The organism is Azospirillum sp. UENF 112521 (assembly GCF_058780665.1).
Genome location: NZ_JBSNCI010000003.1, coordinates 578,630 through 593,174 on the forward strand (window position 1 = coordinate 578,630; position 14,545 = coordinate 593,174).

A 14,545-nucleotide genomic window follows, 5' to 3' on the forward strand; every position below is an offset into this window, starting at 1 on the left:
TGGGCCGCGGCCGTCCCGGCGGTCAGCAGCAGGGCGGCGAAGGCAGGTAGGAAAACGGTGCGGGACGACATCATCGCGGGCTCCCTCAGTGGCTGACGGCCGGGTGTGGGGAGCATCTTGATGCCGATCGGACCAGGGCGCTGTGGCGCGGCTCACAAGCGGCGCCGGATTGGCGTCTCAGCCGCAGGAGTCGGCGATGTCGTCCAGGGCGCCGGTGTCGCGAATGACGATATAGCCTGCGTCCATCCCGATCACGCCGGCACGCTGCCACTCGTTCAGCAGCTTGTTGACGCTCTCGCGCGAGACGCCGACGAGGCAGCCCAACTGCTGCTGCGACAGCTTGATGTCCAGCCGCAGCCCCTCCGGCCCCGGCTTGCCGAAGGCATCGCCCAGCCGTTTCAGGGCGCGGGCGAAGCGGGAGGGCGCTTCCAGGAACAGCGTGTCCTCCAGATGCTCGCTGGTCTGGCGCAGCCGCTGGCACAGCACGCTGATGATGCGGAAGGCCAGATCCGGCCTTGCCGTCAGTACCGGCATCAGCTGCGACCGGTCCAGCACCAGAAGGTCGGTTTCCTCCAGGGCCACCGCGTCGGCGGTGCGCGGCTCGCCATCCAGCAGGGCGATCTCGCCGAACAGGCCGCCCTTGTTGATGATGCTCAGCACCAGTTCCTTGCCGTCCATGGAATGGCAGCAGATCTTCACCCGGCCGCGGATGACCGCCATCATGCTGTCGCCTGGATCACCCTTCTGGAAGATCATGGCGCCGCGTGCGTGGTGGGACAGCCGCGCGGCTGTCGCCAGACGATGCCTTTCCTCCCGCTCCAGATGCTTGAGCAGGAAATGTCCGGCAAGGACGAGATCCTTGTCGAAATTGATCCGTATCGCGGTCATGGCTGCCTCTTGGCTGAGCTTCGGCTGACGACGCGGGTGTGAAGGCGCGGGTGTGAAGACTTCGGTGTGACGATGCGGGGAATGGTACGCCGGCAACCGACCCGACCCCCGCCGTCAAAGGCGGTACGCCGTCGTCGGCGCTTCTGCCCCGTTCGTGTGCTGGTCGGATGCAAACAGGGCGACCGGCGTCTGCCGGCCGCCCTTCGATTGCGGGATGGTGCGGTGGATCGTCCTTAGCGGACCAACTCCGTCGGTTCCTCCGGTTTCGCGGTTCGGGGGGATCAGTCGATGTCCGGATCGTCATCGTTCTCCAGGGTCAGGGAGTGCGCCCGATGGTCGAAGGGAAAGCCCCGGCGCTCGAGCAGGCTGTGCAGATCGGGCGTGATCGGGCGGGGAAGCCGTTGGATTTCCGCATCGGGAATGACTTCGGACTGCGGGTCGGACGGGGTGGCCGAACAGCGGGTCCGGCCGTTGTGCGTCACGCAGCTCAGCGTTCCCGACCCCCGCATGCAGACGGTCTTGCCGTTGACCGTCTGGCAGGAGAGGGAGTCGGCCTGCACCGGGGCCGAAACGGCCAGGACCAGCAGAGCGGGTGCGGCGAGAGCGAGGAGTGTCGGGAGCCTCAGCATCAGGGACCTCCTAGATTGGAGGGAAAAGAGCGCTCAGCGGCGAAGGCCGGTCAGCGATTGTGCGGCGCTGTTGCCGATCCCGGCGGTGACGTTGGTGCCGACCCCGACATTGGTGCTGACCAGGGGGCCGCGGCCGCTGAAGTTCAGCCCGACCTGCACACCGCTGCCCTGGATGCCCAGCAGCCTCTGACCGGCGCTGTTGCCGATGCCGGCGGCGACGTTGGTGGCGGTGCCGACATTGGTGCTGACCAGCGGGCCGACGCCGCGGATGGGAGCGCCGCCACCGCCCCGAATGAAAACGCCCTGCTGCTGTGCCGAGTTGCCGATGCCGGCGCCGACATTGGTGGCGTTACCGACATTGGTGCTGACCAGTCCGGGCACCGCCATCATCGACGGCATGCCGGGGCCGGTGAGCGGGCCGACGGGCTTGTTTTGCGCCAGGGCGGGAGTGGCGAGCAGCATGGCGGCAAGGGTGCCCAGAACACAGGTGCGGATCATGGCGGGATTTCCTTCGATTGGGGATGGGGGTGGGTGGCGTCCTTGTGGAAAGCTTAAGTGAAGTGCCGGAACGGCTTCTGTGAGTTGCCCCACAACCGCGGGCGGATTTCCCTCCTGATCGGACAGGAAGCCGGCGGGCAGAAAAATGCTCCGGCCGTTGCCGGCCGGAGCGAGGTCAGGGAGGAGGCCGGGAGGAAGGGGAAGGTCAGCGCTGCCTGACCAGGGCGCTCTGTCCGGCGAAGTTGCCGACGCCGGCCGACAGGTTCTGCATGTTGCTGCGGTTGAAGGGGCCGACCAGCCCGCCCGAACGCTGCAGCACCGTGCCGCTCTGCAGGGCGGTGTTGCCGATGCCGGCCGCCGTGTTGCCGACGTTGGCGATGTTCCCGCCGCTCAGCAGGCCGCCGCTCCGCTGCATCACCGTTGCCATCTGGCCGGCGTTGTTGCCGATGCCCGCCGCGGTGTTGCCGATGGTGGCCGCCGAGCCGCCATTGAACAGGCCGCCGCTCCGCTGCTTCACGAAGGCTTCCTGGTTGGCCGTGTTGCCGATGCCGGCGGCGAGGTTGGAGACGGTGGCGCTGTTCGGGCCGGCGAAGGGGCCCTTGGACTTCTGCATGACCAGCGCGCTCTGGTTGGCGGTGTTGCCGATGCCGGCCGCGGTGTTGGAGATGTCGGAGATGTTCTGGGCCATCGCCGGAGCGGCGAACAGGGCGAGCGAAGCGAAGCCGGTCAGCAGGGCGGTGCGGATCATGGTCTGTCTCCTGTTTTCGGGGCCGCGGGGTGCGGCGTGTTGCCGATGGACAGACCCTACCCAAGAGCCGGAGTCCCGGATGTGAGCCGCACCACAAACAGCGGTGTTTTGCCGGTCAGCGCTGTTTTATGCCGAAATTCAGGCGCTCGGCCGGTGCCGGCCAGCCGATGACGGGCCTTTGAAACGCAACGGGCGCGCCGCTGTCGCCAGCTGTGCGCGCCCGTTGCGTATGCATTGCGGGGCGGCGGATGAGCGCGGTCCCGGAACCCTCAGGACTCACTCTGCCGCGGTCATCGCCCGTGCTGCCGGCTGCGGCAGCTTGCCGGACCGGAAGACCAGGACGGAGAACAGCCCGAGCGAGCCGAGCAGGAGCAGCGCGCTGACCGCGGCGACCGGTTCGAACGCGGCATAACCGAGATGCAGCGCCGCCACCGCGACCGTGAGGAAGGCGGTGCCGACACTCCAGACGACGATCTGGGTCATCGCAAGACGGCTGGTTTCCAAGGCCGGATGCAGGCGGTAGAAGACGCCGAACAGGAACAGCGACACCCAGCCCAGAAGATTGAGGTGCGCATGGGCCGGCATCAGGGTGTGATCCTGCGATGCCGCCATTCCAATGCCCATGCCGAGACCGGCGATTGCGAACAGGCATGCGACCTTGAAACTTGTGGATGAAGTTTTCATTGCCCTGACTCCCATTTCCTGCCCCGTAAAGGTTCGTATGCGAACGATGTCAGAGCACGAATCGTGAGTCCATGGAAAATCCAATTATAACCATTCAGGTATCGTGGGTGGTTGTTTTAAAAGAATCCAGAATATCATCGGTGATACTGTGGTCGATCAAGTTATGGCCCGCCATAACAACTTCTGCCATGGGAGCCGAATGGCAAGTAAGCCGATACCGTGAAGCGAGTGCTGTGCAGCACCATACGGTTGCCGGGTGCCGGTCGTTCGGCGACTGCGGTTGGTCCCAATTGCGTGACCAGCCTATCGGCTGGCATGGTTTCCTCCGAACGCTGTGGGATACGGGGCGCCATGAAGCGGGTATGGGTCGCCACGACTCTCGGACTGATCATCCTGCTGAATGGCGTGCTCGGCGGCCTGCTCTCGGCGGAGCGCAGCGCCGACATCCGGTCGATGGTGGATTTGGCCTCGCTCACCACGGCCCACAGTGCCGAGCATATGGACGAGGTGCTGGAGATCGCGGACCGCACCATGTCCGTGGTGTCGGAATTCATGCGGTTTTCCGAACGGATCGCGGACCTCGAAGAGTTCGACATCCATCGCCTTCTGGTCCATCAGCACCGGATCACACCGATCCTGCGAAGCCTTTTCGTCGTCAAGCCGGACGGGCGCCTGACCCACGACTCCCGCACGCCGCATCCCGTTGGCGTCGATCTGCATGACCGTGATTATGTCCAGTATCATTTGAATGGGGGAGCGGACATCCTGTTCATCGGAAAGCCGGTCGTCAACCGGACCGACGGCCAATGGATGGTGCCGGTCAGCCGCCGGGTCGAGGACCGGTTCGGCCGTCTTGTCGGGATCGTCTCCGCAGCCCTCGACCCGGAAATCTTCTCCGCGATGCTGAAGGCGTTTCCGCTGCCGGAGGGCATGCAGGCGGCAATCGTTTCGCCGTCCGGCTTCGTGTTCGGATGCCTGCCCAGCACGGACTGCCTCGGCCGCCCGGCCGGCGACTGGCCGCTGTTCCTCCACCATGGGCAGGAACCGGGGACGACCGCCAGCACGACGCGAGGCTCCATCCTGCCGGGAGTGACCGGCCCCGGCGCCTATCAGGTCAGTCCCCGCTACGGCATCATCGCGGCGGCGAACATCGAAACCCGGGAGGCGATCGGCGGCTGGCTCGGACGCCTGCCGGTCTTTTTCCTGCTGGACCTGGTGCTGAGCGGCGGCGGTGCGGTGCTGTCCGCCACGCTCTACCGTCAGGTCACCCGGCGGCGGCGGGCGATGCTCCAGCTGGCGCAAGCCAACGCCCGGCTGGAGCAGCGTGTGGTCGAACGCACGGCCGCCTTGCAGCGCAGCGAAGAGCGGCTGACCGCTTTCGTTTCCACCGCGCGCGATGCGATGCTGGTGGTGGACGGCACGGGCACCATCCAGTTTCTCAACCCTGCGGCAACGACCCTGTTCGGCTATGCCGCCGAGGACTTGATCGGCCGGACCATCGACCTGCTGCTGCCGTGTCAATTGCGCGACCTGCAGGATCCCGGTGACGTCGCGAGCCACGGATGGGGCGGGCAGGCTGGTGTCCGCGAACTGATGGCGCGCCATCGCAGCGGCGTGGAGTTTCCGGTCGAGCTCACGCTCGGCGCGTCGCACAGCGAGGGAGAGGCGATCTATGTCGGCGTGCTTCGCGACATCCGCGAGCGCAAGCTGCAGGAAGAGAGGCTGTGGGAGCTGGCCAACCTCGATCCGCTGACCGGGCTGCTGAACCGGCGCGCCTTCATGGGCCGCGGCACCGAGCTGCTGGAGGAGGTTTGGCGCCAGGGACGGCCGGTCAGTGTCCTGATGATCGACGCCGACCATTTCAAATCGGTCAACGACGGCTTCGGGCATCAGGCCGGCGACGATGTGCTGCGCATGCTGGCCGACATTCTCCAGGAGGCGGTGCGCGGCGGGGATCTGCTCGGGCGGCTGGGCGGCGAGGAATTCGCCATCATCCTGCCGGGCGCCGACGGTCCCGACGCCGACCGCATCGCCGAGCGGCTTCTGGCCGATGTCCGTCAGGCCCGGGTGGCCGTGCCGGACCGTATGCTGGCCATCACCGTCAGCATCGGCATCAGCGTGACGCGGCGGCGCAGCACGCTGGACGACCTGTTGGCGGCGGCGGATCAGGCGCTGTATGCGGCCAAGAGCGCGGGGCGGGACCGGCGGGCTATCGCCGCCTAGGGGGCAAGCTGAAAGTGCAGTCCGAGGCGTCGGACGATGTGCATCCTGGTCATCCGGGCCTGAGCGCAGGCTTTGCGGGAACGCGGGTGGGGGGCATGGGGTTATCCTCGGGCACCTCAACGAACGGACCCCAGATGACCCTTCAGCAGTTCATGTCCTTCGCGCTGGTGGGCATCGTGGTGGCGATGCTGATCTGGAACAGGTGGCGGTTCGACGTGGTTGCGGTGCTGGCCCTGCTGGCCGGCGTGTTCCTGGGGCTGATCCCCGCGAAGGACGCCTTTTCCGGCTTTGCCGACGACATCGTCATCATCATCGCCTCCGCCCTGATCGTCAGCGCCGGGATCGCCCGGTCCGGGGTGATCGACGCGCTGGTGCGTCCGGTGGCGGCGAAGCTCAGCACGCCGACGCGGCAGATCGCCTTCCTGTGCGGGTCGGTGGCCTTCATGTCGGCACTGATGAAGAACATCGGCGCGCTCGCCATCTTCCTGCCGATCACCATGCAGCTGGCGCGGCGGCACCGGACGGGGGCGCACCGGGTGCTGATGCCGATGGCCTTCGCCTCGCTGATGGGCGGGCTGATGACGCTGGTCGGCACCTCCCCCAACATCATCGTGTCGCGCGTGCGGACGGAGATCGTCGGCCAGCCATTTTCCATGTTCGACTACCTGCCGGTCGGGCTGGGCATCACGGTGGTCGGGCTGCTGTTCCTGATGGTCGGCTGGCGCCTGCTGCCCCAGGACCGCAGCGGCGCCCGCTCGGCGGAAGAGACCTTCGCGGTCGAGAATTACGCCAGCGAGATGAGGCTTCCCGCCCGGTCTTCCTTCGTCGGGCGCACCGTTCGCGACGTGGAAGCCCTGGCGGAGGGCGAGGCCCAGGTGATCGGCCTGATCCGCGAGCGTTTCCGCCGCTATGTGCCCGACAAGCACTGGACCCTGATGGCCGACGACGTGCTGGTGCTGGAAGGCGATGCCCCCGCCCTGCAACGCCTCGTCCAGGGCGCGTCGCTGGAGCCGCTGGGCATCCTGGAGGGGGCGGAGGGCGAACTGCTGGCGGTCGAGGCGGTGGTGACGCCGGACTCGCCGCTGGCCAGCAAATCGGACCGCTCTCTGGATCTGCGCCGGCGCTTCGGCGTCAGTCTGCTGGCGGTCAGCCGGACCGGGGAGCGGCTTGCCCGCCGCCTGCACCATGTGATGTTCAGGGAGGGTGACCTGCTGCTGCTGCAGGTGCCGGCGGAGCGCTATCCGGATGCGCTGGCCGACGCCAACCTGATCCCGCTGGCGGAGCGCAGGCTGCAGCTCGGCCGGCGCCGGCCGGTCTGGGTACCGGTCGGCATCCTGGTCGTCACGATGCTGGTCCTCGCCTTCCATCTGGCGCCGCTGGCGGTCACCTTCCTGGCGGCGGCGGCGGCGATGATCGTCACCGGCGTGCTGAGCGTCGAGGATGCCTATCATGCGGTGGAATGGCCGATCATCGTCCTGCTGGCGGCACTGATCCCGGTCAGCGGCACGCTGGAGAGCACCGGGGCGACACAGGTGATCTCCACCCTGCTGGCCGACGCCGCGCGCGGCCTGCCGGCGGTGGCCTGCGTGGCGCTGATCATGGCGGCGGCGATGGCGGTGACGCCGTTCCTGAACAACGCCGCGACGGTGCTGGTGATGGCGCCCATCGGCGCGGGCGTCGCGCAGCAGCTGGGGCTCAGCCCCGACCCCTTCCTGATGGCGGTCGCGGTCGGTGCCGGAAGCGATTTCCTGACGCCCATCGGCCACCAGTGCAACACGCTGGTGATGGGGCCGGGCGGCTACCGGTTCGGCGATTATCCGCGGCTGGGCGTGCCGCTGTCGCTGATCATCCTGGCGCTGGGCACCTGGCTGATCGTCATGGTCTGGCCGCTTGGCGGCTGAGAGGAGCGGCTGGGCGGGGAGGGGAACAATGGGAAGCCGGGCTCCGTTGCCCAAGCCCGGCCCCAGGTCCAATGTCCGGATGGCCTGAACAACGAGGATCACGACCGTGCTGGTTTCCGAGATCATGGCGAAGGCGCTGGAGTTCATTTCGCCGGACGCGACTGTGCAGGACGCCGCGACTCTTATGGGGGAACTGGATGTCGGCGCCCTGCCGGTCGGATCGGCCGACGACCTCGTCGGCATCCTGACCGACCGCGACATCCTGTTCCGGGTGGTGGCGGAAGGCGGCGACAACACGCGGGTGCGGGTGCGCGATGTCATGTCGAGCGCGCTGTTCAGCTGCCGCGACACCGATACGCTGGCCACCGCCATGGACATCATGGGCGCCTATCACATGCGCCGCCTGCCGGTGCTGGACGAGGGTGGGGTGGTGGTCGGCTGGCTGACGCTGAGCGACATCTCGCGCCGCATGCTGCTGGACACCGACACCATCCGCGAGGCGCTGAGCGAACTCAGCGCCAGCGGGCAGGATGTGTGAGGGAAGGACGAAAGCCCCGCCATTCCCTTTACAGCCGCAGCCCCATCTGCCGGTTGAGGCGGACCACCAGATCGGCCGGCAGGCCCAGGCGCTGGGCGAGATAGCGCAGGTAGGAGCGGTTGATCGGCGCGTTCTTGTCGACCGTCGCCAGCGACACGGCGTAGAAGCGCGCCGCCAGCCGCGGGGTGTCGATCCGACGGACCAGCTCCTCCAGGCATTGCGGTTCGTCCACCAGCTGCTCCAGCCGGCTCCGGGCCTCCTCGTCGAGGCTGCTGGTGCCGAGCCTGCTCCGGATCCGGCCACGTTCAATCGCATCCAGTTCGCCGTCGGCCTGGGCGGCGGCAGACATGGCAAGGACCAGCAGATGGGTCTCGTTCGCGTCGGCGGTCCGGAAGTCGGTGGGCGCGCGGTCGAGCAGCTGGTGGCGGTTGCGCAGATGGGCATCGAGGATCTGCCTGCCCAGCATCGCATGCAGCGCCGGTTCGTGACCCAGGCGGGACTTTGGCGGAGCAGGTTCGACCGCCGGTGCGGCATCCGCGGCGGGTGCCTCGGGCGCTCCGGCGAAAAGGCGCTTCAGCAGGCCGAGAGGGGCTTGGGTCATTCCGCGGTCACTCCCCGGCCGTTTGCGGGCGGCGCTGCATCGCAGTGTCGATCTGGGTCAGCAGACGGGAGAAATCGACCGGCTTTGGGTGATAGTCGTCGCAGCCGGCCTGCAAGGTCTTCTCGCGGTCGCCGGACATGGCGTGGGCGGTCAGCGCGATGATCGGGATGCCGGAGGTCTCCTGCTCCGCCTTCAACTCGCGGGCGGCGGTCCAGCCATCGATGATGGGTAGGTTCATGTCGAGCAGGATGACGTCGGGCCGCTCGCTGCGCGCCATGTCCACCCCCTGCCGTCCGTCGAAGGCGAGAACGACGTCGAACCCGCGCCGCTTCAGTCGGCGCGACAGGAAATCCCAGATTTCCTCGTGATCTTCGACCAGCAGCAGCTTAGCCATCGGTACCTCCTGTTCCGTTCGTCGCGCCGGCGTCCATGCTCCGCTCCTGGGGGCCCCGGTCGGGCGGAGCAGGCCGCAGGCGGGCGATCGCTTCCTTCAACTCCTCGATCACCCCATCCGCTCCGTCCTCTGCCATCGGGATGATGTCCTGCACCCGGCCGCGCAGTTCCTCCGTCTCATCGCGCCCGATCGGCTGGGCGACGACGACGATGACGGGGATGTCCCGCCAGTCCGGGTTGCGGTCCAGCGCCTTGAGGAAGGCGAAGCCGTCCAGTCCGGCCATGACGGGGTCGAGCAGGATGACGGTCGGCAAGGTGGTGGCGAGGTGGCGGAACGCCTCCTCCTCCGTTTCGGCCTCGCCGATTTGCCAGCCGTCGCGGCCCAGCTCGGCAGCCAGGAGGGTGCGGGTCTCGTCCGCCTCCATCATCACCAGCGCCGTGCCCGGTGCCTGCCCGCTGAGGCCGCTCAGCACCCGGTGCAGGCGCTGCCAGTCCACCGGCTTGGTGAAATAGTCGGCGGCCCCCAGCGACAGCGCCAGCCCCTTTTCCCGGCGCGACGAGATGATGATGACGGGAATGTCGGCAAGGTCGGGTTCGGCCTTCAGCACCGACAGCACCGACCAGCCGTCGGTCCGCGGCATCATCACGTCCAGCAGGATGGCGCGCGGGCGGATTTGCCGGGCAATCGACAGGCCGGTCTGCCCGTCGGCGGCCAGAGCCACGCCGAACCCCTCGCGATGCAGGAAACGGGCGAGCAACTCGCGCATCGCCTGTTCGTCGTCGATGATCAGGATCGTTTCGCGGGCGGCCGGGGAGGGCGTGACCTCCTCGACGCTCAACGGGTCGGCGTCGGCCGAGCCGGCCAGACGGCCGTGCCGCAGGTCGGCGGGAAGGCGGAGCGTGAAGCTGGTGCCCTGGCCCGGCGCGGTGTCGACCGAAATCCCGCCGCCCAGCATGTCGGCGAAGGCCTTGGTGATCGCCAGCCCGAGCCCGGTCCCGCCGAAGCGCCGGGTGGTGGAGCTGTCTGCCTGCATGAAGCGTTCAAACAGCCGGCGGACCTGTTCCGGCGTCATGCCGATCCCGGTGTCGGTGACGCGGAAGACGACCATGTCGGTCGGCGTGACGTCATCCACGCCCTGTGGGCCGGGGGCGGCGCGGTCCACCGACAGGGTGATGGTGCCGTCCTCGGTGAATTTCGCGGCGTTGCTCAACAGGTTGAACAGGCACTGGCGCACCTTCACCACGTCGGTGTGCATGGTGCCGAGCCCGTCCGCCACCTCCACCGCCAGCCGGTTTCCCTTCTTGGACACCAACGCCTCCACCGTCGCGGCGACCTCGCGCGTCAGCTCGGCGATGTCGGCGTCCTCGCCATGCACCTCCATCTTGCCGGCCTCGATCTTCGAGATGTCGAGGACGCCGTTGATCAGGTTCAGCAGGTGGCGGGCGTTCGCCTCGATCTTCTCCAGATCGGGCAGCATGCTGTCGACACCGAGGTCGGCCAGTTCCTCCTCCAGCATTTCGGTGTAGCCGATGACGGCGCTGAGCGGCGTGCGCAGTTCGTGGCTCATGTTGGCGATGAACAGGCTCTTGGCCCGGTTGGCCTCTTCCGCGGTGAAGCGGGCGGCCTCCAACTCCTCCTCCACCCGCTTGCGCACGCTGATGTCCTGCATGGCGCCGATCATCCGCAGGGGCTGGCCGATGGGGCTGCGCAGCACGAAGCCGCGGTCCAGGATGCTGGCATAGCTGCCGTCGGCACGGCGGAAGCGGTATTCGTCGTTCCAGCGCGTGCCGCCGCCATCGATCACCGCATGGATGCCGGTGACCACATGGTCCTGGTCGTCGGGATGGATGTGGTCCATCCACCAGGAGGCGGAGGTCTCGGTCGCATCCGCGCCATAGCCGAACAGGGTGCGCACCGCTTCGTTCCAATGGATGCGGTCGGACGACAGGTTCCAGTCCCAGATGGCGTCGTTGGTTGCCTGCGCCGCCAGCCGGTAGCGTTCCTCCGTCTCGCGCAACACCTCCTCGGCGCGGCGGCGGGTGGTGATGTCGGTGTGGACGCCGACCCATTCCTGAACGGCCCCGCCGGCGTCGAGCAGCGGCACGGCGCGGACAAGCATGTCGCGGTAGACGCCGTCGTACCGGCGCAGGCGGTGTTCCGTCTTGTAGATTGTCCGCCCCGTACGCGCCGCACGCCAGGCTTCCGAGGTGTGGGGGCGGTCGTCGGGATGGATGGCCTCGACCCAGCCGATGCCCTTCAGTTCGTCGAATGTCTGGCCGGTGAAGCTGCTCCAGCTCGGCTGCGGGGCCTCGAAGCGGCCGGCGCCGGAGGTGTACCAGACAATGGCGGCGGTCGCCTCGACCAGCGAGCGGAAGCGCTCCTCGCTGAGGCGCAACTTCTCCTCCGCCCGCTTGGCGTCGGTGGTGTCCCAAGTCACGCCAATCAGGGTCAGGCTGCGTTCCGGCGTGCTGTCGGTCACCACGCCCCGTGCCACCGCCCAGCGGATTTCGCCGGACGGCAGCAGGATGCGGAATTCGGCGTCATATTCGCCGCGTTCCCGCCGGGCGGTCTCGATGATCCCGCCGATCCGCGGCTGGTCGTCGGGATGGACGCGGCCGGTCACGTCGGAGCCGTTTATCGGCTGGTCCGCGGTGAAGTCGAAGATCTCGCGCAGCCGGCCGTCGGCCTCGATGCGGTCCTCCTCTAAATCCCAAGACCAGGCACCGATGCGCGCGGCGCGCAGCGCCAGTTGCAGCCGGCGTTCCGCCTCCATGATCCGGGATTCGGCCTTGCGCTGCTCGGTCACGTCGGTGTTGGTGCCCAGCCAGCGCAGGATGCGCCCATCCGGGCCGCTCACCGGAACGGCGCGCGACAGGAACCAGCGGTACTGGCCGTCCCTGCCGCGCAGGGGGAAGGTGTCCTCCCACGGCTCGCCGGTGCGGATTGCGCGGAAGAAGCCATCGGAGGCGCGGTCGACATGGTCGGGGTGGTGGACGCTCCGCCAGTTCCAGCCCTCCGTCTCGCCCGGCCTGGCGCCCGTATACTCGTACCAGCGCCGATTGTACCAATAGATCGCGCCGCTGGCATCGGCCATCCAGGTCAGCTGCGGGATCAGGTCGGCGAGACCGCGGAACTGGGCCTCGTTCTCGCGCAGCAGTGCTTCTGTGCGGCGGCGTTCGGCGGCATCGTTGGCGCGGTCGATGGCGCCGCCCAGCAGGTTGGCGACGCCCTGGAGGAAGGCGGCGTCGGCGGCGTCGAACCGGCCCTCCCGGCCGCTGTCGACCTCCAGCACGCCGAAGGGCGCGCCCTCGCCGCGAATGATGACGTTGATGGCGCGCGTCACTCCGTGTTCGGCCAGTAGGTCGGGGCAGCGGAAACGGGACTCGGCGGCGAGATCGTTGGCGATGACCGGCTCGCCGGTTTTCAGCGCATAGCCGGCGGGGGAGGCGAGGTCGGCGCCGACCGACCGCTTGCCGACCACGCCGGGATGCCAGCCGACACCGGCGCGGACGAGCAGACGTTCGGTGCCATCCGCCTCCTTAACCCATTCCAGCGCCTTGCAAAGCTCAACCTCCAACGCTTCGGCGCAGAGGGAGGTCGCCTGCTGCAACAGGTCGGCGATGCCGGTGCTCTTGTCCGTGCTTTTCAGGGCGGCCATGCCGAAGCGGGCCAGCAGGCCGTGCTGCTTCTCTCTGCGGGTGAGGCTGGCGGCGAGCTGGCTGCTGGACGGGGTGTCGGTCTGGGACGCTCGGTCGGGGGGCATGAACCATGGTCGGACGGGGAGGGACAGCAACGGAAACAGCCCGCGGCGGCTTTCGTTCACGGCGGCGTGCTGGGTACCCCTGACAGGAACGGTGTGTTGCGGCTTCCGGTCTGTCGTGCGGAGGGCTATTTTCCTCCGACCTGCGGAGCGGCTGCTCCGGTCCCTGGTCAGGCAGCCGTTCCCGCCACTGTACGAACACGAGGCATGGATGTCGAACAGCCTGAAATTCTACATCGACGGCGCCTGGGTGGATCCGGCGAATGGGCCCGCGACCGGGATGGCGGGCGGCACGACGCTCGACGTGATCGATCCGGCGACGGAGGAGGCCTTCGCCACCATCGCGATGGGTACGGCGGAGGATGTCGACCGGGCGGTCGCCGCGGCCCGCGCCGCCTTCCCGGCCTTCGCCGCCACCTCGCGCGATGAGCGGCTCGCCCTGATGCGTCGTCTGCTGGAGTGCTACAAGGCGCGTTACGACGCCGTCGCGGACATCCTGTCGCGTGAGATGGGGGCGCCGAAGACGCTGGCCCATCGCTCGCAGGCGGCCATGGGAACCGCCCACCTCTCCCGGATGATCGAGACGCTGGAAGGTTTCGCGTTCGAGGAATTGCGCGGCTCCACCCTGATCAGCAAGGAGCCGATCGGCGTCGTCGGCATGATCACGCCCTGGAACTGGCCGATCAACCAGATCATGTGCAAGGTGGCGCCGGCGCTGGCCGCCGGCTGCACCATGGTGCTGAAGCCGAGCGAGATCGCCCCGCTCAACGCCATACTCTTCGCCGAAGCCGTCCATGAGGCCGGCGTGCCGAAGGGCGTCTTCAACCTCGTCAACGGCGACGGGCCGACGGTGGGCGAGGCCATCGCCCGCCATCCGGGCGTCGACATGGTGTCCTTCACAGGATCGACGCGGGCCGGCATCCTCGTCGCCAAGGCGGCGGCCGACACGGTCAAGCGGGTGCATCAGGAGCTGGGCGGCAAGTCCGCCAACCTCATCCTGGACGATGCCGACCTGAACCGCGCCGTGAAGCTGGGCGTCGAGAGCTGCATGAGCAACAGCGGCCAGTCGTGCAACGCCCCGACCCGGATGTTCGTGCCGGCCGCCCTGCACGACCAGGCGGTCGAGATCGCGAAGACCACGGCCGAACGGCTGAAGGTCGATGCGCCGTCCACCGCCGACACCCGGCTCGGTCCGGTCGTCAGCCAGGTCCAGTACGACAAGATCCAGCGCCTGATCGAGACCGGGATCGCCGAGGGCGCCGACCTCGTCACCGGCGGCCCCGGCCGGCCCGAGGGGCTGAACCGCGGCTATTATGTCCGGCCGACGGTCTTCGCCAACGTCACCGACGACATGACCATCGCGCGCGAGGAGATCTTCGGTCCGGTGCTGGCGATCCTCCCCTATGGCAGCGAGGAAGAGGCGATCCGCCGCGCCAACGACACGCCCTACGGCCTCGCCTCCTATGTGCAGTCGGGCTCGCTGGAGCGTGCCCGCAAGGTGGCGGCGCGGATGCGCAGCGGGAACGTCTACATCAACCACCCGGCCTGGGACGCCGGCGCGCCCTTCGGCGGCTACAAGCAGTCCGGCAACGGGCGCGAATATGCCGATTTCGGGCTGGAGGAGTTCCTGGAGATCAAGGGGACCGTCGGCTACGCGCCCTGAAACCACCTGTGATGGAGC

At 68.0% G+C, this 14,545-nt stretch carries 12 protein-coding genes; 4 read left to right on the plus strand and 8 right to left on the minus strand.

Features of this window, described 5'->3' with window-relative positions; genetic code table 11:
- Positions 1-177: 177 nt before the first annotated feature.
- The 5 genes from ACWPN8_RS18365 to ACWPN8_RS18385 all read right to left on the minus strand — a co-directional run bounded on the left by ACWPN8_RS18365 (position 178) and on the right by ACWPN8_RS18385 (position 3,447).
- Positions 178-888 (minus strand): Crp/Fnr family transcriptional regulator, encoded by a 711-nt coding sequence (locus ACWPN8_RS18365; RefSeq protein ID WP_109448064.1) that lies wholly within the window; start codon positions 886-888, stop codon positions 178-180.
- A 281-nt stretch (positions 889-1,169) separates the two neighbouring features.
- Entirely contained in the window at positions 1,170-1,517 is a 348-nt protein-coding gene (locus ACWPN8_RS18370; RefSeq protein ID WP_492241729.1) for a hypothetical protein, read from the minus strand.
- 33 nt (positions 1,518-1,550) lie between these two features.
- Complete coding sequence (locus ACWPN8_RS18375; RefSeq protein ID WP_492241730.1) at positions 1,551-2,015, minus strand: hypothetical protein; 465 nt, start codon at positions 2,013-2,015, stop codon at positions 1,551-1,553.
- A 205-nt stretch (positions 2,016-2,220) separates the two neighbouring features.
- Positions 2,221-2,763: a hypothetical protein gene (locus ACWPN8_RS18380; RefSeq protein ID WP_109448058.1), complete on the minus strand. Its 543-nt coding sequence runs from the start codon at positions 2,761-2,763 to the stop codon at positions 2,221-2,223.
- A 276-nt stretch (positions 2,764-3,039) separates the two neighbouring features.
- Entirely contained in the window at positions 3,040-3,447 is a 408-nt protein-coding gene (locus ACWPN8_RS18385) for a hypothetical protein (protein WP_492241731.1), read from the minus strand.
- A 351-nt stretch (positions 3,448-3,798) separates the two neighbouring features.
- Between ACWPN8_RS18385 and ACWPN8_RS18390 the strand changes: the two genes are divergently transcribed.
- The 3 genes from ACWPN8_RS18390 to ACWPN8_RS18400 all read left to right on the plus strand — a co-directional run bounded on the left by ACWPN8_RS18390 (position 3,799) and on the right by ACWPN8_RS18400 (position 8,109).
- Positions 3,799-5,670, plus strand: coding sequence for a diguanylate cyclase (locus ACWPN8_RS18390; RefSeq protein WP_492241732.1), 1,872 nt, complete (start codon positions 3,799-3,801; stop codon positions 5,668-5,670).
- A gap of 134 nt (positions 5,671-5,804) precedes the next feature.
- A complete protein-coding gene (locus ACWPN8_RS18395; RefSeq protein WP_492241733.1) occupies positions 5,805-7,571 on the plus strand; it encodes an SLC13 family permease in 1,767 nt (588 codons plus the stop codon).
- A gap of 106 nt (positions 7,572-7,677) precedes the next feature.
- Positions 7,678-8,109: a CBS domain-containing protein gene (locus ACWPN8_RS18400; RefSeq protein WP_492241734.1), complete on the plus strand. Its 432-nt coding sequence runs from the start codon at positions 7,678-7,680 to the stop codon at positions 8,107-8,109.
- A gap of 28 nt (positions 8,110-8,137) precedes the next feature.
- Here the strand turns inward: ACWPN8_RS18400 and ACWPN8_RS18405 are convergent, their stop codons facing one another.
- From ACWPN8_RS18405 to ACWPN8_RS18415, 3 genes are read right to left on the minus strand one after another with little or no spacing between them, the layout of a single operon-like run.
- On the minus strand, positions 8,138-8,710 hold the full coding sequence (locus ACWPN8_RS18405; RefSeq protein ID WP_492241735.1) for a DUF533 domain-containing protein: 573 nt from the start codon (positions 8,708-8,710) through the stop codon (positions 8,138-8,140).
- Between the two features lie 7 nt (positions 8,711-8,717).
- Positions 8,718-9,104 carry a response regulator gene (locus tag ACWPN8_RS18410; protein WP_109448048.1) on the minus strand — a complete coding sequence of 129 codons (387 nt, stop codon included), beginning with the start codon at positions 9,102-9,104 and terminating at the stop codon, positions 8,718-8,720.
- A complete protein-coding gene (locus tag ACWPN8_RS18415; RefSeq protein WP_492241736.1) occupies positions 9,097-12,867 on the minus strand; it encodes a PAS domain-containing protein in 3,771 nt (1,256 codons plus the stop codon). Before ACWPN8_RS18415 ends, ACWPN8_RS18410 begins: the two co-directional genes overlap by 8 nt.
- Before the next feature lie 208 nt (positions 12,868-13,075).
- Here ACWPN8_RS18415 and ACWPN8_RS18420 point away from each other — a divergent pair, with 208 nt between their 5' ends.
- Entirely contained in the window at positions 13,076-14,527 is a 1,452-nt protein-coding gene (locus ACWPN8_RS18420) for an aldehyde dehydrogenase family protein (RefSeq protein WP_492241737.1), read from the plus strand.
- The last annotated feature ends 18 nt before the right edge of the window (positions 14,528-14,545 follow it).

What these genes read in the sequence shown, in the direction of transcription:
- ACWPN8_RS18365 (WP_109448064.1), bottom strand. Translation starts at nt 888, where the DNA reads ATGACCGCGATACGGATCAATTTCGACAAGGATCTCGTCCTTGCCGGA.
- ACWPN8_RS18370 (WP_492241729.1), bottom strand. Translation starts at nt 1,517, where the DNA reads ATGCTGAGGCTCCCGACACTCCTCGCTCTCGCCGCACCCGCTCTGCTG.
- ACWPN8_RS18375 (WP_492241730.1), bottom strand. Translation starts at nt 2,015, where the DNA reads ATGATCCGCACCTGTGTTCTGGGCACCCTTGCCGCCATGCTGCTCGCC.
- ACWPN8_RS18380 (WP_109448058.1), bottom strand. Translation starts at nt 2,763, where the DNA reads ATGATCCGCACCGCCCTGCTGACCGGCTTCGCTTCGCTCGCCCTGTTC.
- ACWPN8_RS18385 (WP_492241731.1), bottom strand. Translation starts at nt 3,447, where the DNA reads ATGAAAACTTCATCCACAAGTTTCAAGGTCGCATGCCTGTTCGCAATC.
- ACWPN8_RS18390 (WP_492241732.1), top strand. Translation starts at nt 3,799, where the DNA reads ATGAAGCGGGTATGGGTCGCCACGACTCTCGGACTGATCATCCTGCTG.
- ACWPN8_RS18395 (WP_492241733.1), top strand. Translation starts at nt 5,805, where the DNA reads ATGACCCTTCAGCAGTTCATGTCCTTCGCGCTGGTGGGCATCGTGGTG.
- ACWPN8_RS18405 (WP_492241735.1), bottom strand. Translation starts at nt 8,710, where the DNA reads ATGACCCAAGCCCCTCTCGGCCTGCTGAAGCGCCTTTTCGCCGGAGCG.
- ACWPN8_RS18410 (WP_109448048.1), bottom strand. Translation starts at nt 9,104, where the DNA reads ATGGCTAAGCTGCTGCTGGTCGAAGATCACGAGGAAATCTGGGATTTC.
- ACWPN8_RS18415 (WP_492241736.1), bottom strand. Translation starts at nt 12,867, where the DNA reads ATGCCCCCCGACCGAGCGTCCCAGACCGACACCCCGTCCAGCAGCCAG.
- ACWPN8_RS18420 (WP_492241737.1), top strand. Translation starts at nt 13,076, where the DNA reads ATGTCGAACAGCCTGAAATTCTACATCGACGGCGCCTGGGTGGATCCG.